Origin of the sequence: Alteromonas sp. 76-1 (assembly GCF_900654235.1) — a bacterium.
In the GTDB taxonomy this organism is placed as follows: domain Bacteria; phylum Pseudomonadota; class Gammaproteobacteria; order Enterobacterales; family Alteromonadaceae; genus Alteromonas; species Alteromonas naphthalenivorans.
The window spans coordinates 865,863-886,463 of sequence record NZ_LR136958.1; the positions used below are offsets into that span (position 1 = coordinate 865,863).

The window sequence follows — 20,601 nt, forward strand, 5'->3', positions numbered from 1 at the left end:
TCGAAGGCATAGAACTTGCCTTGGCTTTAGCTGTTATGTAAAGCCGTTATGGAAAACAGTTTAGCGTTAAAGGCGACTTAAGTAGCTTAAACCTTACATCTATAGGAAGTGAGTGATGTGCGTCATTACTTGCTTTGCTGGTATCACTTATTATTCAAGGGTCGATAAATAAAATCGCTATGGACCATTTAGTCGAGATAGACAACCTAACCTTTCGACGCGCAGACCGTGTTATTTATGACGGTATTACGCTGAGCATTCCGAAAGGAAAAATTACGGCCGTTATGGGCCCCAGTGGTATAGGGAAGACCACTTTACTGCGCCTTATTGGCGGGCAATTAACGCCAGATGAAGGTGATATACAGTTTGATGGCGACTCTGTTGTCGCTATGAGCCGTAAAGAGCTTTATCAAGCACGTCGTCGAATGAGCATGCTTTTTCAAAGTGGTGCTTTGTTCACAGACATGACAGTTTTTGACAATGTGGCGTTTCCGCTACGTGAACACACCAAGTTATCGGAAGATCTTATCGCCACAACTGTCGCATTAAAGCTACAGGCTGTTGGGCTAAGAGGCGCAGCGCAACTCATGCCAAGCGAACTTTCTGGTGGAATGGCACGTCGCGCAGCATTAGCCAGAGCTATTGCGTTAGACCCAGACCTTATTATGTACGATGAACCTTTTGCCGGCCAAGATCCAATTTCTATGGGTGTACTGGTTAAATTAATCAGAGGGCTTAACGACGCACTAAACTTAACCAGTGTAGTGGTAACCCACGACGTGACTGAAGTGCTCACTATTGCCGATTATATTTATATTTTGGCAGACAAACGGGTAATTGGGGAAGGAACCGCGCAGCAAATTAGAGAAAGCGATTCAGAGTTAGTTCAGCAGTTCCTAAAAGGTAAAGCCGATGGCCCTGTGCCGTTTCATTACCCTGCTCCGGATATAGAAAATACCTTTTTCGGAGGGGATAAATGAAGTTCTTCCAATCGATAGGTGCTAAAACCATTGGCAAGTTAACTGCCATTGGCCGTGCTACCTACATGTTAATGGGAGCGCTACTTGCCCTTCCTAGATTAAAAAACATTCCGCTTACCATTAAACAGGTTCATGTGGTGGGCGTTCAGTCTTTGTTAATTATTATCGTGTCAGGATTATTTATTGGCATGGTAATGGCGCTGCAAGGCTATACCATTTTAGTTGATTACGGCGCTGAAGGTAGCTTAGGCCCCATGGTGGCGTTATCGCTGCTACGCGAGCTTGGCCCTGTAGTTACCGCATTATTGTTTGCTGGTAGAGCGGGTTCTGCACTAACCGCAGAAATTGGCTTAATGAAAGCAACTGAGCAAATTAGCAGTCTAGAGATGATGGCGGTTGACCCGCTAAGGCGTATTGTCGCGCCGCGCTTTTGGGCGGGCATTATTTCGATGCCAATGCTAGCGCTGATATTCAGTGCTGTCGGTATTTTAGGCGGTCACCTAGTGGGCGTTGATTGGTTAGGTGTAGATGTTGGCAGTTATTGGTCAATTATGCAGTCTACGGTGGAATGGGGCGAAGATGTGGTAAATGGCATTATTAAAAGCCTTGTTTTTGCCTTGGTTGTCACCTGGATAGCCATATTTAAGGGTTACGATTCTATTCCTACATCGGAAGGGATCAGCAAAGCTACTACAGAAACTGTAGTGTATTCTTCATTAGCAGTATTAGGGCTGGACTTCGTGCTTACCGCCCTTATGTTTGGCATTGAGTAGGGTTGAGTCATGAATAAATATAAATCTGAAGTATTGGTTGGCATGTTCGTTGTATTAACCATTGGTGCGGTAATGTTGCTGGCACTAAAAGTGGCTAATCAATCGGTAGGTGGCGATGGTGATACCTACACCCTATACGCTAAATTCGACAACATCGGTGGGTTGAAAGCACGCTCATCTGTAAAGGTCGGTGGTGTGAATGTTGGTCGAGTTTCTTCCATCACACTTGATCAAGAAGACTTCACGCCCGTAGTAGAGTTATCGATTTTGAAAAGCTACGACGGCTTTCCAGAAACCAGCTCAGTTTCAATACTGACCTCTGGCCTGCTGGGTGAGCAATATGTTGGCTTCCAGCCAGGTTTCTCGTTTGACGGGGTAGCAAACCTAAAAGATGGCGATTATCTGCAAGATACAAAGTCGGCATTGGTATTAGAAGATTTGATAGGGCAATTCTTATTTAGTCGCGGAAGTGACGAAGAATAAGAATACGAAGGTTAATTAGAATTAATAAAGACCTGATGAAACCAAAAAGGGAATTGTCAGGTCTGTTGTAATAAGAATTTAGTTTCAGGAGATAGGCATTGAAAAAGTTAATGGTAATAATGAGCGTGTTGATGTTCTCTTTAGTGGGAACGGCGCAAGCTCAAGAAATCAACGAGCAAAACCCGTATGAGTTGGTTAAAGGCGTTGCTTCTAAAACCTTCGATAGAATTAAAGCGAACCAAGAAGCGGTGAAAGCTGATCCTGAAATGTTGCGCACCATTATGGAAGAAGAGCTAGTCCCTCATATCGACTATAAATTTGCTGCTTTCATGGTATTGGGCAAGCACTTTAAATCGGTTCCACAAGAAAAAATGGGTGAATACATTACCGTATTCAGACAATATCTTATTACGTCTTACGCGGTTGCAATGGGCTACTACGACAACCAAACGGTTCAGTTTGAACCTGAGTCATCGTTTGATGATAAAAAATCAGTAACGGTTCGCGCTGTAGTTCAAGATCCTAAACGCCCAGAAATCAAAATTGCGTTTAAAGTACGTAAAGACTCAAAAACAAATGAGTGGAAAGCATACGACATGGTAGCTGAAGGTATCAGCATGCTAAATAGTAAGCGCAGTGAGTTTGAATCTATCCTTCGTCAAGACGGTATTGATGCAGTGATTGCGCTAATGAGAGATAAGATTGGTAAGCCTGTTGAGCTAAATCAAGATGAGCCTATCGATTTTGACGGAGAGAGTGCGTGAGCCTTTTTCAGGTTAACGATAACGCCCAAGTCAGCGTGCACGGTCATTTAGATCGTGACACTCTGTCTAAAAATTTTTTTGAAAGTTTAACCTCATCGCAAAGCGCTATATTGGCTAAAGCCGGCACGTGTTGTATCGATTTGGGCGATGTTGAGCGAGTAGACAGTGCTGGATTAGCTTGGATATTAAACGCAATTAGGGATGGAAAGCGTGAGGGGATTAATGTTAGCTTGCGTGAACTCCCAGAAAAATTACGTAAACTGGCTAAAATAAGCGACGTTGATGGCTTTTTACCAGTAGAATGATCCTAATTAGCTAGGTAAAGAACAAGCAGGTAAAGAAGTAAGTTATGGAATTGTCCGAAATTGAAAAAATTCTCACCGACGCCCTAGAGCTTCAAGAAGTTCATGTAAAAGGCGAAGGTTCTCATTTCAACATTATCGCGGTAGGCGATATTTTTAATGAAATGAGCCGCGTTAAACGCCAGCAGGCCGTTTATGCACCTTTATCAGATAAGATTGCCGATGGGTCTATGCATGCCATTACCATCAAAACCTTTTCAGTAAAAGACTGGGAGCGTGAGCGCCAGTTTCACATTCCTCAGTAAGCAGGTCTTTTTTCGTGGATAAACTTGTTATAAAGAAAGGCCCTGCACTACAGGGAACCGTGCGTATTTCCGGTGCTAAGAATGCTGCGTTACCATTATTAATGACCAGTTTACTTAGCGACCAGCCATGTCGTTATACCAACGTGCCTCGACTGCGGGATATTAATACCACAGTAGCACTATTACGAGAGCTAGGCGTTGAAGTAGCACAACCTGCTGCGAACGATGTGGTGTTAGACTCAAGTACGCTGCAAAGCATTACAGCTTCATACGAATTAGTACGTACCATGCGTGCCTCTATTTTGGTGTTAGGCCCTTTGCTTGCAAAGCAAGGTAAAGCAAACGTATCACTTCCTGGCGGCTGCGCAATAGGTGCACGGCCTGTTAATCTTCATTTGACTGGCCTTGAAAAGATGGGCGCTAAAATTGAAGTAGACGAAGGGTATATTCGCGCTGAAGTCGATGGCCGTTTAAAAGGTGCTCGCATCTTCATGGACATGGTAAGCGTTGGTGCTACTGAAAACCTAATGATGGCAGCGGCGTTGGCAGACGGCACAACCGTGCTAGAAAACGCCGCGCGTGAACCTGAGATTGTGGATTTAGCTAACTGTCTTATTCAGATGGGCGCGGTTATTTCTGGCGCAGGTACTGATAAAATTACGATTGAAGGGGTAGAAACCCTAAATGGTTGTGACTATCGTGTACTGCCAGATCGTATTGAAACTGGTACTTTCTTAGTCGCTGCTGCGGTAACTGGCGGAAAAATTCGTTGTACTCACGCGGCACCTGAAACGTTAGAAGCTGTTATCGATAAGCTTGAACAAGCCGGTGCGGTTATCACTTTAGGTGAAGACTGGATTGAGCTAGACATGCAAGGCAAGCAGCCTAAAGCGGTTCGCGTTAAAACCGCACCACACCCTGCATTTCCCACCGACATGCAAGCCCAGTTCGTTACGTTAAACTGCGTAGCGGAAGGCACAGGTGTTATTACCGAAACGATATTTGAAAACCGTTTTATGCACGTACCAGAGCTACAACGCATGGGCGCTGAAATTGCCCTTGAAGGTAACTCTGCGGTATCTAAAGGTAGTTCTGCGCTTAAGGGCGCACCTGTAATGGCAACCGATTTACGTGCATCTGCAAGCTTAGTGATTGCTGGGCTTATTGCCGATGGCGAAACCCATGTAAACCGTATCTATCACTTAGATCGCGGTTATGAAGCCATTGAAGAGAAGTTAGGTGCACTTGGCGCCAACATCGAGCGTGTAAAAGAATGAAGCGCTAATTAACGGCTCATAAAAAAAGCGCCTTATGGTTATTTATCATAAGGCGCTTTTTTGTGCTTGATACAAAAGCTTTTGCTCGTTAGCGTCAGCTTTTGCTACAACGCTTTATTCTTGGGCACGCAGCTCAGCAACTAAAGCGTTAATAGTAAGCGGGTTACCACCACGGCTAATTTCAAGCTCTAAAGTCGTACCAGGCGCAGTTTCTGCAATCATGTCTAACGTTTTAGATGCACTTTCTAACCGGATGCCGTCAATGGCTAATATAATGTCACCCGGTTGCAAGCCAGCTTCATCAGCAGCGCTACCGTTAGCCACCGCCGTAACTTCAATTCCAGGACGATTTCGGTACTCACCACCAATAAATCCTAGTTGACCACGAATAACACGGCCGTTATTGATAATTTTGTCCATCACTCGCTTGGCGAGTTCGTATGGTACCGCGAAGTTAATGCCATCTACATTTCGAACACGATTACGAGAATCACGTACTTGGAAGTTTGCGTTGGTAATACCTAATAAGATGCCGTTGCTATCAACCAGTGCGCCGCCAGAATTACCTTGGTTCAGCACGGCATCGGTTTGAATGAAATCAACATAGTTAGATAGGCCGTTACGTCCAGCGCGACTCACAATACCTTGAGTAATAGTTTGACCTAAATCGAAGGGGTTACCGATAGCCATTACCACATCACCTACATGAATATCTGGCTCAGAAACTTGAGGGATAATGTGTAAGTTGTCTGCAGTGACTTTCAATACTGCTAAATCAGTAAGTGGATCGTTACCGACTATTTGTGCTTCTAGAATTCTTCCGTCTTGTACTGCAACATAAATACTATCAGCATTTTCTACCACATGGTGACAGGTAAGAATGTAGCCGTTTTCGGTCATGATCACGCCTGAACCTAAACTAGCACGCTCTCTAGGCTGATTACGAAACAAGCCAGTGTCGTTCTCAATACTGACACTATAAATATTCACTACAGCAGGGGCAGAGCGGCTTAAGGGGGCAAAATAGCTCTCACGGCTAGCACTCACAGAGGGCTCAGTGAAAAGTCCTTGTGTCAGGCCGCTACCTTGACGTAAATCCGGCAGTAAAAACAACAGAAGCAAGGCTACTATTGTTCCAAGGAATATTGATTTTATAATGAAATTAACTATCGAGCTGCCAGTCACAAGCCACACTTACGTTGTTTTTAATGCCAAAGCACTTCAGCCCACAAATTTGAGCCAAAATAGATGGCAAAATAAGGCTACGTGTTAATGGTATTTTTTATTTGATTAAGTTAAAGGATATCACCTTATCCGTCAATCTGTCGTCTTTAATCAGATTGGGCATAAGCATTTTACGGCAAACCTACATTTTCACTACATTACACACAAAAAAACAGCGCCTTTTGGCGCTGTTTTAATACATGATTTTGCTACAACTACTGACGAATCAATAAGTAAAGCGTAGAGTTACCGCGTTTAACATTAAGGGCAATCACCCCTTTTGCTTTATCTAACGCGTCTCTAAACTCAGCCACAGATGGCGTGCGTAGACGGTTCACGCCCATCACAATATCATCTGCCTTCAAGCCAATACGTGCAGCGGGGCTGCCTGTAGCCAGTTCAGAGATCACCACGCCCGCATTACCTGCTTCATCAGTGCCATTAGTTAAGGTGGCACCTTCCAATGCAGGGTGAATTTGTGCAGCCGTGACAGTTGATTGCGTAGCATCGCCAAGCACCACATCCATCTCCATTTCCTTACCTTTACGCATGATGGTAAGTTCAACTTCTGCACCTGCTCCCATGCTAGAGATTTTAGCTCTCAACTCTTGGAAGCTATGCAAGTTTCTACCATTAATACCGGTAATAATATCACCCGCTTGGATGCCTGCTTTATCAGCAGCGGAATCTGGGGTTACTTCGCTTACAAACGCACCAATATTAACATCAGCGTTCATGGCTTCTGCAAGACCTGCGTCTATGTCACTGCCCAGAATACCTAATAGGCCACGACGAACTTCACCGTATTCAGCAATTTGATCGACTAAGCTTTTCATCATATTACTAGGAATAGCGAAGCCAATTCCCACGTTACCGCCGTTAGGACCAAAAATAGCGGTATTTATACCGACGAGTTCGCCGCGTAAGCTAACTAAAGCCCCACCAGAGTTTCCACGGTTAATGGCGGCGTCGGTTTGAATAAAGTCTTCGTAGCCACCAATGTTTAAGCCAGAACGGCCAAGTGCACTAACAATACCTGAGGTAACCGTTTGTGAGAGACCAAAGGGGTTACCAATGGCGACCACAAAATCACCCACTCGTAATGCGTCTGAATCAGCCAGTGGTAATGCGGTGAGATCATCTGAGTCGATTTTTAATAAAGCGATATCACTTTGTTCATCAGAGCCTAGTTTTTTCGCTTTAAACTCACGGCCATCGGTAAGCTTGACAGTAATCTCATCGGCATTATCGACAACGTGGTTGTTCGTTACCACATAGCCTTTATCCGCATCAATAATAACACCAGAGCCAAGGCCCCTAAACGGACGTTCTTGAACCTGTTCTTGCGGTGCGCCGAAAAAATACTGAAACATTTCTGGCACTTGCTGACGAGAAGTTTGCGTTCCCTCAACAGCAATACTCACCACCGCAGGGGTAGCTTCTTCTAGCATGGGGGCTAGAGAGGGCACCTCATCCTTTTTATCTGAAAAGAACGGCAATGCCGCATAAGAGTTCACGCTAAAGCCAAGGGAACTTACTAATACTGCAGACGCCACGACATACTGACGAAAAGACACTTTCATGCTCGCTTATACTCCTTCAGGTTATTGCGATATTGAATCATTTAACTAAAGACTCTGAAATAACTGAAAAAGTTCCTAAATTATGATTTGTCTGCGGTAGATTGCTCAGAACCGCCGACGAATAGACCCGACCCTGAATTCGCAAAGTCTTTTGGTTGGGTATCGGATACTTTGTTCACTTTAGACTTTTCAGAACCTTTTAAATTGTTGCGAAGGTAAGACGTCGCCTGTTCACCATAGAAGGGAACTTTAGCGTCGTCATCGTCATTGCTTTGCGTTAGCAATGCTTCGTATTCTTCAATTTGTTGCTTCAGTGTTTCGCACTGACCCTCAATACCTTCTAGGCTTTGACGAGTTTGATGAATGTGATGCTGAGCTTGTTGAGCTAATATCTCTTTCACTTGTTGCTCAGTTTGAGCCGCACTACTCCCGCCCGTTTTGGTTTGTACAAAACGACCTATAAAAAAGCCAATGATTAAACCCACCACTAGTAAAGCAAGAGACACTAACAGTTCCATTCTATTCTCCGAATTAACGTACTACTCACATTAAGTACACCTTGATACGTGCTACCTAATGCATTCGACCATTACTTGAATATAGCAAGAGCCAGTATGAAAAGCGCATAGATACTGCATAATTTAAGTTTATACGAGCTATGCAAATTAACTAGGTACGATTCTACCGTGATTTCCATTAAAATTAAGGTCATAATTGATAATTTCAAGCAGGTCGGTGCAGCCACGGCCACTATTGACATTTTGCGGGAGTGGAATAGGCGATGACGCCATGGGAAAAATATCAAGTAGATTTGACGTCGCCTGAGTTTCAGTACGATGCAGCACAAGAAAATGCGGTCAAAGAATTACAGCGTTTGTTCGACGAGTTAACCCAGCCAGAGAAAAAGCATACGTGGCGGGTAAAGCTTAAGTCGGCGTTTGGTAAAGGTCAGAAGAACGCAGGCATTCAAGGCATTTATTTTTATGGTGGTGTAGGCAGAGGAAAAACCTATTTGGTGGATACCTTCTTTGACTGCCTGCCGTTCGAAAATAAAATGCGAGTACACTTTCACCGGTTTATGCATCGAATTCATGACGAGCTTAAGCAGCTTACAAACGCACAAGACCCGTTAAAAACCATTGCTGCCAAGTTAGCGAAAGAAACCAAAGTGATTTGTTTTGATGAGTTTTTTGTATCGGACATTACCGATGCCATGATTTTAGGCACGTTAATGGAAGAGCTTTTCGGTTATGGCATTGTGTTGGTGGCGACATCAAACATTGTACCGGATGACTTGTACAAAAATGGCCTTCAGCGAGCACGCTTTTTACCGGCGATAGAATTAATCAATCAGAATACGCGAGTAATAAACGTAGATAGTGGCGTGGACTATCGTCTTCGTACTCTTGAGCAAGCTGAAATTTATCATTATCCATTAGATGGTGAAGCGATTAAGAATTTGCATGGTTACTTTGCTCAGTTGGCGCCTGAAGCGGGTTCTGAAAACGAAACGATAGAAGTTAATAATAGGCAAATAGACACGCTTAGAGATGCTGATGGCGTATTAATGATAGAGTTTAATGCGCTTTGCGGTGGCCCGCGAAGCCAAAGTGATTATATAGAACTAAGTCGTTGTTACCATTCAGTGTTACTGGCTAATGTGAAGGTGATGGGGCAACACAACGACGACGTTGCACGCCGCTTTATTGCCATGGTGGATGAATTTTATGAACGCCACGTAAAGCTGATTATTTCTGCCGAAGTTGCGATGGAAAATTTGTACGGCGAGGGGCTGCTAAACTTTGAATTTAGACGCTGTTTAAGTCGTTTGAGTGAAATGCAATCGCACGAATACTTAGCTACTGAGCACTTACCTTAACCAATAAAAACAGCGAGAGTGCCCGTGGCACTGTATTGTTGGGCATAAAATCGGTAGAATTTGCCCAATTTTTTCTGCTACTGATGGCAGAACTCCATTTGTAAAAAAGAGAATCTTAAGATGGGAAGAGCATTCGAAGTAAGAAAAGCCGCCATGGCCAAGACCGCTGGCGCGAAAACTAAAGTGTATTCTAAGTACGGTAAAGAAATTTACGTGTGCGCTAAAAACGGTGGCGCCGATCCAGATACTAACCTGTCGCTTCGCCGTTTAATGGAAAAAGCGAAAAAAGACCAAGTACCCGGTCACGTTATCGATAAAGCGATTGATAAAGCCGCTGGTGGCGCAGGTGAAGATTTCCAACCAATGCGTTATGAAGGCTTTGGTCCAGGCAACTGCATGGTAATTGTGGATTGTCTTTCTGATAACGCTAACCGTACCATTACAGAAGTACGCAACTGCTTCACTAAGACTAATGCAAAGCTTGGCGCTCAAGGTGCGGTATCGCACATGTTCGATCATCAAGCGGTATTCCAGTTTGATGGTGACGACGAAGACGCTATTTTGGAAGTCTTAATGGAAGCGGATGTTGATGTGACTGAAGTGGAAGGCGAAGACGGAAAAATTACCGTTTATGCACCGCATACTGAGTACTTCCAAGTTAAAACTGCGCTTACTGAAGCTTACCCAGATATTAGCTTTGATGCAGAAGAGATGAGTTGGATCCCGCAAACGGAATCAGAAATCAGCGAAGAAGACATGCCAATGTTTGAAAAATTCATGGACATGCTGAACGACTGTGACGACGTACAAGATGTTTACCATAACGGTATAACACCGAACTAGACCGAACACGATCTACTCTTTAAAAGCCCTCTATGATTGAGGGCTTTTTCGTTTGTATAGGCTTGGCAAAAGTAATAGAGGAATGGGGGACAGAGTGCTTTTAGTCTAGATTCACACAGCCTCTATTTTCTGGCTCTATTTCCTAGGCCCAATTCCTAGGGTCATTTACTAAGGTAAAGCTAGGCGACAACGGCGGGATACCAACTCCCTAATGTTAAGCCAAAAAGACCAATAATAAACACAGCAGAGACAACAAGCAGCGTTACGCTTATTAGGTTTTTGAGTAGGGATACTCGATTAGTATTGCCAGCAGCACTGCCAGTAGCACGGTCGGTAGCAGTTACTTTAACTACCCAAATTAACTGCGCAATAATATGAGGGGCTACGTAAGACAGCACACTTACACTTATTACGGCAGGACCAGTAAAGTCGGCAGTATTAATGCCAAGGGTGCCAAAAAGTGTCATCCAAGCGAATATGAATAACCTAAAAAAGAGCACGCCATTGGCGGCTAAAAACAAATGTAGCGCCCACCTTTGATGCAGCGTCACGTTAGCGTTTCTTATGGCACGAATCGCAAAGAAACTACTTACAATCACCATCACGCCCGAAAAAGCCGTTAACCCATGTAGTAACGGATTCCCAACGGTACCCCGAGATAACAGGAGATACATGCCCGCTAGCGAGATACTGCACGCAAGAGTGACAAAAAGCCGGCCATTGTATTTGTGAAACGTTTTATAGTTACGCCTAATAGCTGGTATTAGCTGCAAGCTTCCGCCAATGATCATTACTATCGCCAATAAAACATGCGCGGCGTACATCCCATTGCCAAGTGAGTCGCCCGAAACATAGGCCGTGCTATTAAAGCGATTCCATTGAGAAACTCCAACAGTCATACCTGTAAAGCCATAGCCTGCAATCAGGTAACTAACAAAGAAAGCTTGTGCGATGAGCAAACAAGAAAATGCTATTTTCTGACTCGCATCATAAAGTTTCGAAGCGGCTGATAAGCTAGTGGGTGTTGCAGTATTGGGTGTTAGTGGATCGGGAGTTGGGGTTTCAGGTTTAAGAGAAACCGGTGCTAAGGTACTTTTCGCCAACATATCTTTGCCTCTTGAATAAATGCTTTGCACTCTAATGTCCCTCTATCGTAGAGAAAATAAGGGCTCATTCTTCTCAAATTCGAAAAATGAATACCTTAAGTTAAGGCTTTTGACATACTCCTTAACAAAGTTCTTTTGTGCTTGGCGGTGATTCTTCTTACACTGAGGGCAGAGCTATATATGAAGGCGTAGAACCCCTGTGGCATGGCATAACGAGTTACCTTATTACCTTTTAGTGTGCTGTAGTTTGAGCACAATGCTTACTCATGCACTTAAACAAGACAAGCAATCGTTAAACTATTTAGTTGCCATATTTAGTGCATCGCTTTGTATGGTGGCCACGCAGAAATTAAGTGCTGATGCCCTTGGTGTATATCAATATGTTATTGGGCTAGCAACCTGTGCGACATGCAATGTGGTTTGGTTAATTTCAAGAACGTTATTTCGAGAACACAACCCCTTGAGTCGCAGACATATTGCGGTAGCTCTCGTGGTTGCAGGATTAGTGATATTTAATCAAACGTGGCACTTAGTAGTATCGAGCGATATTCCACACCTGTTAAACCAAGCACAGATGCTTAAACTTAAACAGGGAATGAATGAAATTACGACTTTGCTTTCATCAAGCATTTTAGCGTTGTCATTTTGGGAAGCTTTACGCGGGTTTGAGAGCAAAAGCAACATCCAAAAGCGCCAGTCGATTGTTTTTGCCACTGCCTTTTTCCTTGGCTTATTTAATTCTTCAATATTACCTAAGTTTCTATTCACGCCCACAGAAATTGAATATTACGCACCCTGGTTAATATGTTCTTCGGCAATACTAATTCTTGGCGCTATTCAATACGTGGTTCACTCGCAACAAGAGAGTAGGCAATTGCACGGGCAAGTAAAATGCCAGCGACAGAATGAACCACGAAATCAAGTTAACGCTGACACACCTAGTCAATCATTAAATGGCGGCATGTCTGATTCTTCTTGTCTCACTAGCAATTACAGTGAGGGCGATGCAATACAACAAGATGAAGCTATTGATATGGCTATTGTGAAAGGAATAAATAGGTTAATTCATCAAGAACAAATATTCCTGCAGCCAAACTTAAAAATTGCTCATTTAGCGCAAGCGTTGAATACGTCGGAATATAAAGTAAGCAAGGCCATCAGAGGCTATTTTGCTACTGCCAACTTCAACCTGTTCGTGAATCAGTTCAGGGTAAAACACGCTAAGCAACTATTACGAAATAACGAATGCCAGCAGTGGAGTATTTTAGTAATAGCGCTGGAAAGTGGTTTTTCGTCCTTAGCAACATTCAATCGGGTGTTTAAGGCGATTTCAGGGCAGATGCCAACAGAGTATAGGAAGCAGGGGAATACGTTGAATTATAGTGTGCCAAATGCATAAGATCGCGGCTAAACGCACACTGAAAATCATCGATGAGCAATAGTTTTAGTGCCCTCTAGCATGTCATCTGCACAATGGTTGCCATGAAGCACGGAAATGTCGCCGGTGGTTTCCAGTACTACCGCTCTCACTTGCTGCATGTTAAGCACGTTCGCCTCTCGAAGCTTTGCCATGAGATCGCTACGGGCGACCCGCGTTTCGGCTAGCGCAGAATCGATAATTTCACCGTTGCGCATCAATATAACAGGAGTATTTTGCATAATTGCTTCAATTTTATCGGAACGTCTGCGCAATCGGGCAGTGAGGAACTGCACCAAGAACAATGCTGCCATAGCAATCATTGCCTGAAAAAACGCGCTCCAACTATTAGTTTGAGACGCACTTGCTAGCAATGAACCTACCGCTACTGTCATCACAAAATCAAAATTGGTCATTTTAGAAAAGGAACGCAACCCGTTCACGCGTACCAGCAGCACCACCCAGAACATCCCCATGGTGGTTAACAGTAAGCCTTTTAGTAGTAAATCTAGAATAGGGATGGCGCTAAACATGATGTCCTCCTTCAGATTGCGCTTAACAATGTTTGTACCCTGCTAGTAAGCAAAGAGATTAGTATTTGCATTTTACTATTTCGTACCCATATACAGCGAAACGGAATAATAGAAAGTTATCACTACCGCCCTTATGCATCGTTTTATGCCTGAACGTCACAATGACGATCATTCACCTTCTCAGAAAAACTACGCGTCTTCAGTTTACGCGTGGGTATTTTCTATTGTGGTGTCGGTGCTTGTATTCAGCGCGCCATTTTCAGCCTATTGTGCAAACGATACCGCATCTTTTAATGAGCAAACTCCGCAGATATCCTTTTCCGACTTCGGCCTTTCTGTTGCTACACGCTTTGGGTTTGCCCAGCACAGTCAACAGCAAGATGCCGATTTAGATAATTCAGATGAACATCTACTTCTCTTTGGATATCAAAATCATTTAGCTCTCGTCGATTTCTCGAATGCTATCTTTAGCAGTCCCTTTGAACATATTGCCTTTTATTGGAAGGGCATATCGAATCGCGGCCCACCTTCTTCCCTGTAATACCTTACTGATATCACGCGCTGCACTTGCAGTGCTTCTCATTTTTTAAAGGTTTATTGCAGGATTTTTATGACACGATTTTCATTTCGTGGCCTAGTGTATGCGCTGGTTATTTTACTAGGCTTACTTAGCGCCGCCCCCAATATATTGCCCGATTCACTTAAGCAGCATGTACCGCAGTGGTACAGCCAACATACGCTTTCGCTTGGTTTAGATTTACAAGGTGGCTCTCATTTATTATTAGAAGCCGATACTGATGCGTTGTTTGCTCGGCAGTTAGATACCTACTCCTCTGCACTTTTTAGCGACTTAAGAGAGCAAAACATTCGCTATGTTAAACATACTTCCAAACACGCGTTGGCAGTCCAATTTACGCTTTCGAACCCCGATGACCTCTACAAAGTTAAACAGTGGGCAAAGGAAGTGTCGCTGCAATCTGATGGTAGTAGCGCGCTACTTATAACGAAGCAGGGCATAACGCAGCAAGGCATAACGCAGCAGGGCACTGCTCCAAAAGGTATTAGCCAAAAAGGGAATGTGATTGACCTTACCCTTACTGAGAAGTATCAAGCAGCGGTAGTAAAAGATGCCATTAATCGCAGCCTTGAAGTGGTTCGCAAGCGACTTGACGAGACCGGCCTCACAGAGCCAAGTGTAACCCGCCAAGGTAGCGATGCTATTTTAGTGCAAATGCCCGGTATTTCAGACCCAGCAAGCGTAAAAGCCTTACTCGGTACTACAGCGCAAATGCGTTTTCACTGGCAAACGCAGGTGAAAAATAGCGAGAGCTTTACTCGGGCTGACATTAACGGCAGGCAGTACTTACTTGAAAAGCATGTTGCGCTAGAAGGTGAACATATTACCGACGCAGCAGCAGTGTTTAGCCCTGAAACCAGCCAACCCGTGGTGACGTTTCGTTTAGATAACGATGGCGCTCGACAATTCGCTACCATGACTAAAAACAATATTGGTCGCGTGCTAGCGGTAGTGCTAGATGACACGGTCGTCACGGCGCCGGTTATCAATAGCGTTATTCCTGGGGGCAGAGGTGAGATTACCGGTAGCTTTACCATGAGCGAAGCGCAAGACGTGGCACTAATGCTGCGCACAGGGGCGTTGCCTGTTCCACTGCATATTATTGAAGAGCGCACAGTAGGGCCGGATTTAGGTAGCGATGCAATTGAAACCGGCGTAAAAAGTGGCATTGCGGGCGCGCTGGGTGTTTTAGTCTTTATGGTGGGTATTTACGGTCGCTGGGGCGCAATTGCGAGTGTTGCGCTTACGGTGAATATGGCGCTGGTATTTGGTGTGCTTACGTTGTTTGGCGCCACACTTACTCTGCCTGGTATTGCTGGGCTGATACTCACTATGGGCATGGCGGTAGATGCAAATATCCTCATTAACGAACGTATTCGTGAGGAAACAAAAAAAGGCAGGCCCGCAGGTAGTGCCCTGAAAATTGGTTTTGATAAGGCGTTTGGTACTATTGTTGATTCAAACTTCACAACGTTAATTGCCGTTAGCTTATTGTTTGTTTTTGGTAGTGGACCAGTGAAAGGTTTTGCCGTCACTATTGCAATAGGCTTGATAACTTCACTGTTTACTTCGGTGGCGCTTACTAAGTTGCTTATGCAGCGAGCAACAAGAAAGCATCAAAGAGAGCCAATCAATTTATCTTCGCCATTGTTAACCATGGCGGATAAATTAGGGCCGTTTAACTTTCTAAAATCTAAAAAGATAGCGTTGAGTGTTTCACTGATATTAACCCTGTGTTCCATGGCGCTCTTCTTTAAACCTGGCTTGCAATACGGGGTAGACTTCACCGGCGGTACCATGATGGAAATTTCTGCGCCTCAACTTTCTACTGAACAATTGCGCACAGTGCTAAAACAACATCATTTTGAAGACATTGCTATTCAAGAATATGGCGCCGAAAATCAGTATTTATTGCGTGCGCCCGTATCAGAACAATCGAACACTGTAGCTATTACTGAAGCTAATGCCGGATCCAGTACCGTAGCCACGCAAGGTAGTAACATTGAAGCGCTAAAACAGGTGATACAAGACGCTGACAGTACCGTGATATTTAACAAGGTTGATGTTGTGGGCCCGAAAGTAAGTGATGGCTTTGCCGACTTATCTATTCTAGCTTTGCTTATTGCTGGTGGTGGAATGTTGGCTTATTTGTGGTTTCAGTTTGAAGCGCATTTTGCTACCGCCGCCTTACTTACCGTGCTACTTGATTTAACCAAAACCATCGGCTTTATTGCCTTAACCGGTATTGAATTTAATCTTACCGCAGTGGCCGCGCTACTGGCCTTAATAGGATATTCAATTAACGATAAAGTGGTAGTGTTAGACCGCGTAAGAGAGTTGCTGCGCATTAGTCCAGAGCGTTCGCTAGCTGATATTATCAACGAAGCGGTAAACAGCACGCTAAGCAGAACGGTATTTACTTCATTAACCACACTGCTTGCTTTGCTACCGATGGCGCTAGTAGGGGGAGATGCAGTTAGCAGTTTTGCCGTACCCATGGTATTTGCAGTGGTTATTGGTACCTCATCGACCTTGTTTATTACTTCATCGTTACTTCACATGCTGGGTAAACGTAGAGAGCAAAAAGGGAAGGCTCAACTTCGTCCTACTTCTGAGGAGGTGAAAGCGTCGCTGGCACATATACCTTAACCGCTAAAATTGAAATTGGTGGAGCGGTGAAATACCGCTTTGCTCATTTCATCTGTATACTGTTATTACTAAGTTAAAGGGAGATAACGTGTGTTTGCTGTAGACCAAATCATTCTACTCAGTGCTTTGTTAGCGATATTTGGCGTGTTGGTCAGCAAACTGTCCCCCCGTTTTGGCGTGCCGGTATTGGTCCTCTTTTTAGGTGTGGGCATGCTGGCCGGTGAAGATGGTATCGGTCGCATTTCTTTTGATAATGCCGATGCTGCCCATTCCATTGGTACCTTTGCACTTATACTTATCCTGTTCGATGGCGGCCTTCAAACTTCAAAGAAGTCTATAAAACGGGCGTGGAAACCCGCCGCATTACTGGCATCATTTGGTGTGGTAGGTACAGCCGCCATAACGGGCGTGGCAGCTATGTATATTTTAGATTTGCCGCTCTATCTTGGTCTGCTTCTTGGCGCAATCGTAGGGTCTACTGACGCCGCAGCTGTCTTCTCTGTAATGCGCAATGCGGGCATTACTATCCCCTCTAGGATAAAAGCGACGTTAGAGCTTGAGAGCGCATCAAACGATCCTATGGCTATTTTTCTCACAATCGGACTAATTACCCTAATTCAAGACAGCAGTACCAAGGCAACAGAGTTAGCCATATTGTTTGTCAGTCAAATGGGCGTGGGAGCCATTACAGGTGCTGTGGTAGGTGGCCTAGCGGTTGCGCTGTTTAGGCGCGTAACGCTTATGGCGATTGGTTTGTATCCAGTGTTTGTTATGTTATTCGGGGTTTTGGCCTTTGGTTTAGCCTCGAATTTAAATGGTAGCGGATTTTTGGCGACTTTTATTACCGGCGTAATTGTGGGTAATAGCCGATTTTCCTATCAACGAAATACCTTTGTATTCATTGATGGCTTGGCTTGGTTAAGCCAGATAGCGATGTTCGTTATTTTGGGCTTGTTGGTTACCCCTTCTGAGCTTCTACATACTTGGAAAGAAGGCTTATTGATTGCGGTAGTACTTATTTTTGTGGCCCGGCCGCTGGTGGCAATGCCTTTGTTATTGCTCAGTCGGTTTTCATTTAAAGCTTCAGTGCTTATTTCTTGGGTAGGACTTCGTGGGTCTGTGCCTATTATTCTGGCAATTTTTCCACTCATTTTTGAATTACCCAGCGCCGAGCTTATTTTTAACGTGGTGTTCTTCATTGTGATGATTTCAGCTTTGCTGCAAGGGGCAAGTTTACCCTTTGCCGCGCGCAAATTGGGGTTGGTGCTAGAAAACCCCAGAGGCGAATCGAATACGCTAGAAATTGTTAAAGTGGCTAAAGACAAACGGGAGCTCATTGAAATAGTGCTTCACGCTAGATCAATTTCTACCGGGAAATGTATTTCAGAGTTGGGGTTACCCGAAGACACCGTTGTGGCGTTAGTCGCCCGTGGTGAAAGTACGCTTATCCCCAAAGGAAGCACAGTATTACGAGCAGAAGATCAGGTTTTTGTCATAACAAAACTGCTTGATAAGAACACGGTTGAAACATGCTTTTATGGTGATACTTAAAAGCTCACATGTGGTTGTCGCTATATGAGGCATCTTCATGTAGAATGCGCCGCGGAGTTGGCCAGGCAATCGCCGCTTTCGTAAGAAAGGGGAGGAAAGTCCGGGCTCCAAAGGGCAGGGTGCCAGATAACGTCTGGGCGGCGCGAGCCGACGACAAGTGCAGCAGAGAGAAGACCGCCTAAGCCAGCAATGGCCGGTAAGGCTGAAAGGGTGCGGTAAGAGCGCACCGCACACCTGGTAACAGGTTGTGGCAAGGTAAACTCCACCCGGAGCAAGACCAAATAGGATCCCTTAACGTGTGGCCCGCATGGGGATCGGGTAGGTTGCTTGAATCAGTGAGTAATTGCTGATCTAGAGGAATGGTTGCCCACGACAGAACCCGGCTTATCGGCCAACTCCACCTTTCTTTTAAGTAAGTGAAGCGTCTGCTTCACTTGCCATTTCATCATTCGCTCAATAATTTAACTAAGTTGTCCCAAGGCAGCGGGCGAGATAAATAGTATCCCTGCGCCCAATCACAACCGTTTTCCCGTAGATAATTCATCTGAGCTTCGGTTTCAACGCCTTCGGCAATGACGCGAAGGTCATATAGCTTAGCCAAGCTTTGAATAACCATCACCATCTTGCTGCGTGCTTCTCGTTCTGAAAAAAGATCATTAACAAATGAGCGGTCAATTTTAAGACAGTCAGCTGGGTAATGTATCAGTTGACTAAAAGCGGTGTAGCCTGTTCCAAAGTCATCCAATGCTAAAGATACTCCTAGCTCATTTAGTGCTTTTAGGGTTTCTAGGCAGGTCTCATTATCGGCAATAAATGCGGTTTCAGTGACTTCAATTTCTACATTTTCAGGCGAGACTTTATGTTGTTCTAATAGGTTTTTCACTTTTGAAGGAAAATGTTCGTTAAGCAGTTCTACCCCCGAAATGTTAATGCAGATTTTTCCTTTAAAATAATGTTTTTTTCTTAAAATGATTAGAGCTTGTAAGGCATTGTCGATGACCCATAAATCGATATCTTTGATTATTCCAGTAGCTTCCGCGACCGGAATAAATTGGTCAGGTCCAATTCCTTTTAATTCTGGGCTTTGACATCGCAGTAATACTTCAACGGCAACAATGGTGTTATTTTTACAGTCAAATATAGGCATATACACCAAAGAAAATTGCTCTTCACTAAGAGCTTCTCTTAAGCCTTTTTCTATTTGCTGACGTTGACGAAGCGTATCGGCAATTTTTTGGGTGAAAAACCTGAAGCAATTTCGACTATTATTTTTTGCATCATACATTGCTGCATCTGCGTGATGAATTAACTCAGTAGGGGTTGTGGCGTCATCAGGATACACAGATATGCCTATACTGGCATAGATCATATGCGTGACTCCATCGACTTCGAGACCACCGTCAAAGAGATTTAAAACGCGTGTAGCGACTGCACTGGCATCAAGCGGCTCCTTTATATTAGGTAGCAACACAACAAATTCATCGCCAGCAAGTCTTGCTAAACTTTCTTTCTGCGGTTTTAACAACTGATCAGTCGGGCGAATCGCTTCCCCAAGTCGTTCGCTAAACTTGAACAATAAGCGGTCACCAGCCTCATGGCCGTATTGATCGTTCACCTGCTTAAAATTATCTAAGTCGATATACAACAAGCCTATACGCTCTTTATCTTTCCCTGCTCGGGCTAACAGACGCTCTAAATTAGTTTTAAAACTCCAACGGTTGGGAAGGCCTGTCAGCGTATCGTAATAAGCCATCTGCCGGATATCATCAGCATGTAGTTGCATAATCGTTTGGTAGGCTTGTTCTTCAGAACGCAAGGCTGCTAGACAGATAGAATTTAGTGCCAGCATAGTTAGAATGAAGCGAACTGTCTCAACGAATGAATAGCTAGTCATCAATAAAGTTGAAAGGGGCGTAAACAGTAGTAGAACACTGGCAATATTGAAAGCCCCAAACCAAAACACCGCAGGCCAAAAACGATTGATAAAAAGGTTGATAGCCACAATCGGGTAAACCCACAGTATTCCAGTATTATCCCTACCGCCCGTAATTATTAAGCTTATTGATAAGAAGAAAAGAATACCACTTAGGATCGTAGCAGCACGCTCGATATTGCCGCTTCGTTTTAACAGATAAAGATTTAGTAAGCCGACCAGCGCGTTGCTGATTAATATAACACCTAGGAAATGAGCGCCATCGATTAAGTTAAAACTTCCTAACGTAAAAAGAAAAATAACGCCCAGTATAGTTAAAATTTGACAGAGCCTATAGCGCCGACGGTAACGTACTGCCAACATTTCTTGTTGGCCGGTTGTAATTTCACGGGTTTGAGTCATGTATACCAAGGGGTTATTAA

The 20,601-nt window shown here is 44.2% G+C and carries 19 protein-coding genes and 1 other RNA gene; 14 read left to right on the forward strand and 6 right to left on the reverse strand.

Features of this window, described 5'->3' with window-relative positions; translation table 11 throughout:
• The first annotated feature begins 179 nt into the window (after positions 1 to 179).
• The 7 genes from mlaF (at position 180) to murA (ending at position 4,884) form a co-directional block, all read left to right on the forward strand.
• A complete protein-coding gene (mlaF, locus tag ALT761_RS03660) occupies positions 180 to 980 on the forward strand; it encodes a phospholipid ABC transporter ATP-binding protein MlaF (RefSeq protein ID WP_126872501.1) in 801 nt (266 codons plus the stop codon).
• On the forward strand, positions 977 to 1,753 hold the full coding sequence (gene mlaE, locus ALT761_RS03665; RefSeq protein ID WP_013785352.1) for a lipid asymmetry maintenance ABC transporter permease subunit MlaE: 777 nt from the start codon (positions 977 to 979) through the stop codon (positions 1,751 to 1,753). The genes mlaF and mlaE overlap by 4 nt, the downstream gene beginning before the upstream one ends.
• Positions 1,754 to 1,762: 9 nt before the next feature.
• Positions 1,763 to 2,236 (forward strand): outer membrane lipid asymmetry maintenance protein MlaD, encoded by a 474-nt coding sequence (mlaD, locus tag ALT761_RS03670; RefSeq protein WP_013785351.1) that lies wholly within the window; start codon positions 1,763 to 1,765, stop codon positions 2,234 to 2,236.
• 110 nt (positions 2,237 to 2,346) lie between these two features.
• Positions 2,347 to 3,000: an MlaC/ttg2D family ABC transporter substrate-binding protein gene (locus ALT761_RS03675; RefSeq protein WP_372339279.1), complete on the forward strand. Its 654-nt coding sequence runs from the start codon at positions 2,347 to 2,349 to the stop codon at positions 2,998 to 3,000.
• A complete protein-coding gene (locus tag ALT761_RS03680) occupies positions 2,997 to 3,305 on the forward strand; it encodes an STAS domain-containing protein (protein WP_126872503.1) in 309 nt (102 codons plus the stop codon). The genes ALT761_RS03675 and ALT761_RS03680 overlap by 4 nt, the downstream gene beginning before the upstream one ends.
• Positions 3,306 to 3,349: 44 nt before the next feature.
• Positions 3,350 to 3,607 (forward strand): BolA family protein, encoded by a 258-nt coding sequence (locus tag ALT761_RS03685; protein WP_013785348.1) that lies wholly within the window; start codon positions 3,350 to 3,352, stop codon positions 3,605 to 3,607.
• A gap of 14 nt (positions 3,608 to 3,621) precedes the next feature.
• Positions 3,622 to 4,884 (forward strand): UDP-N-acetylglucosamine 1-carboxyvinyltransferase, encoded by a 1,263-nt coding sequence (gene murA, locus ALT761_RS03690; RefSeq protein ID WP_013785347.1) that lies wholly within the window; start codon positions 3,622 to 3,624, stop codon positions 4,882 to 4,884.
• Between the two features lie 114 nt (positions 4,885 to 4,998).
• Here the strand turns inward: murA and ALT761_RS03695 are convergent, their stop codons facing one another.
• From ALT761_RS03695 to ALT761_RS03705, 3 genes are all read right to left on the reverse strand, one after another.
• Entirely contained in the window at positions 4,999 to 6,069 is a 1,071-nt protein-coding gene (locus ALT761_RS03695; RefSeq protein WP_041452585.1) for a trypsin-like peptidase domain-containing protein, read from the reverse strand.
• Positions 6,070 to 6,323: 254 nt separating this feature from the next.
• Positions 6,324 to 7,685 carry a DegQ family serine endoprotease gene (locus tag ALT761_RS03700; RefSeq protein ID WP_442858140.1) on the reverse strand — a complete coding sequence of 454 codons (1,362 nt, stop codon included), beginning with the start codon at positions 7,683 to 7,685 and terminating at the stop codon, positions 6,324 to 6,326.
• A gap of 86 nt (positions 7,686 to 7,771) precedes the next feature.
• Positions 7,772 to 8,209, reverse strand: coding sequence for a ZapG family protein (locus tag ALT761_RS03705; protein ID WP_129736619.1), 438 nt, complete (start codon positions 8,207 to 8,209; stop codon positions 7,772 to 7,774).
• A gap of 263 nt (positions 8,210 to 8,472) precedes the next feature.
• Here ALT761_RS03705 and zapE point away from each other — a divergent pair, with 263 nt between their 5' ends.
• On the forward strand, positions 8,473 to 9,570 hold the full coding sequence (gene zapE, locus ALT761_RS03710; RefSeq protein WP_129736621.1) for a cell division protein ZapE: 1,098 nt from the start codon (positions 8,473 to 8,475) through the stop codon (positions 9,568 to 9,570).
• A gap of 120 nt (positions 9,571 to 9,690) precedes the next feature.
• Positions 9,691 to 10,413, forward strand: a complete 723-nt coding sequence (locus tag ALT761_RS03715) for a YebC/PmpR family DNA-binding transcriptional regulator (RefSeq protein WP_013785342.1) — start codon at positions 9,691 to 9,693, stop codon at positions 10,411 to 10,413.
• Between the two features lie 179 nt (positions 10,414 to 10,592).
• On the opposite strand, the gene ALT761_RS03720 is transcribed toward ALT761_RS03715, so the two are convergent.
• Positions 10,593 to 11,549 carry a DUF2306 domain-containing protein gene (locus ALT761_RS03720; protein ID WP_232043527.1) on the reverse strand — a complete coding sequence of 319 codons (957 nt, stop codon included), beginning with the start codon at positions 11,547 to 11,549 and terminating at the stop codon, positions 10,593 to 10,595.
• A gap of 169 nt (positions 11,550 to 11,718) precedes the next feature.
• Between ALT761_RS03720 and ALT761_RS03725 the strand changes: the two genes are divergently transcribed.
• Positions 11,719 to 12,918: a helix-turn-helix domain-containing protein gene (locus ALT761_RS03725; protein ID WP_129736623.1), complete on the forward strand. Its 1,200-nt coding sequence runs from the start codon at positions 11,719 to 11,721 to the stop codon at positions 12,916 to 12,918.
• Between the two features lie 26 nt (positions 12,919 to 12,944).
• Here ALT761_RS03725 and ALT761_RS03730 read toward each other — a convergent pair whose 3' ends face one another.
• Positions 12,945 to 13,469, reverse strand: coding sequence for a DUF421 domain-containing protein (locus tag ALT761_RS03730; RefSeq protein WP_129736625.1), 525 nt, complete (start codon positions 13,467 to 13,469; stop codon positions 12,945 to 12,947).
• Between the two features lie 145 nt (positions 13,470 to 13,614).
• On the opposite strand from ALT761_RS03730, the gene ALT761_RS03735 reads away from it, so the two are divergent.
• The 4 genes from ALT761_RS03735 to rnpB all read left to right on the forward strand — a co-directional run bounded on the left by ALT761_RS03735 (position 13,615) and on the right by rnpB (position 18,649).
• The gene (locus ALT761_RS03735; RefSeq protein WP_129736627.1) at positions 13,615 to 14,010 is read left to right on the forward strand and encodes a hypothetical protein; all 396 of its coding nucleotides are present in this window, start codon (positions 13,615 to 13,617) and stop codon (positions 14,008 to 14,010) included.
• A 69-nt stretch (positions 14,011 to 14,079) separates the two neighbouring features.
• Positions 14,080 to 16,695 (forward strand): protein translocase subunit SecD, encoded by a 2,616-nt coding sequence (secD, locus tag ALT761_RS03740; RefSeq protein ID WP_129736629.1) that lies wholly within the window; start codon positions 14,080 to 14,082, stop codon positions 16,693 to 16,695.
• A 90-nt stretch (positions 16,696 to 16,785) separates the two neighbouring features.
• A complete protein-coding gene (locus ALT761_RS03745; RefSeq protein ID WP_129736631.1) occupies positions 16,786 to 18,246 on the forward strand; it encodes a potassium/proton antiporter in 1,461 nt (486 codons plus the stop codon).
• A 53-nt stretch (positions 18,247 to 18,299) separates the two neighbouring features.
• An RNA gene (gene rnpB / locus ALT761_RS03750) (RNase P RNA component class A) lies at positions 18,300 to 18,649 on the forward strand.
• A 42-nt stretch (positions 18,650 to 18,691) separates the two neighbouring features.
• On the opposite strand, the gene ALT761_RS03755 is transcribed toward rnpB, so the two are convergent.
• Complete coding sequence (locus ALT761_RS03755; RefSeq protein ID WP_172602840.1) at positions 18,692 to 20,581, reverse strand: putative bifunctional diguanylate cyclase/phosphodiesterase; 1,890 nt, start codon at positions 20,579 to 20,581, stop codon at positions 18,692 to 18,694.
• Positions 20,582 to 20,601: the final 20 nt, after the last annotated feature.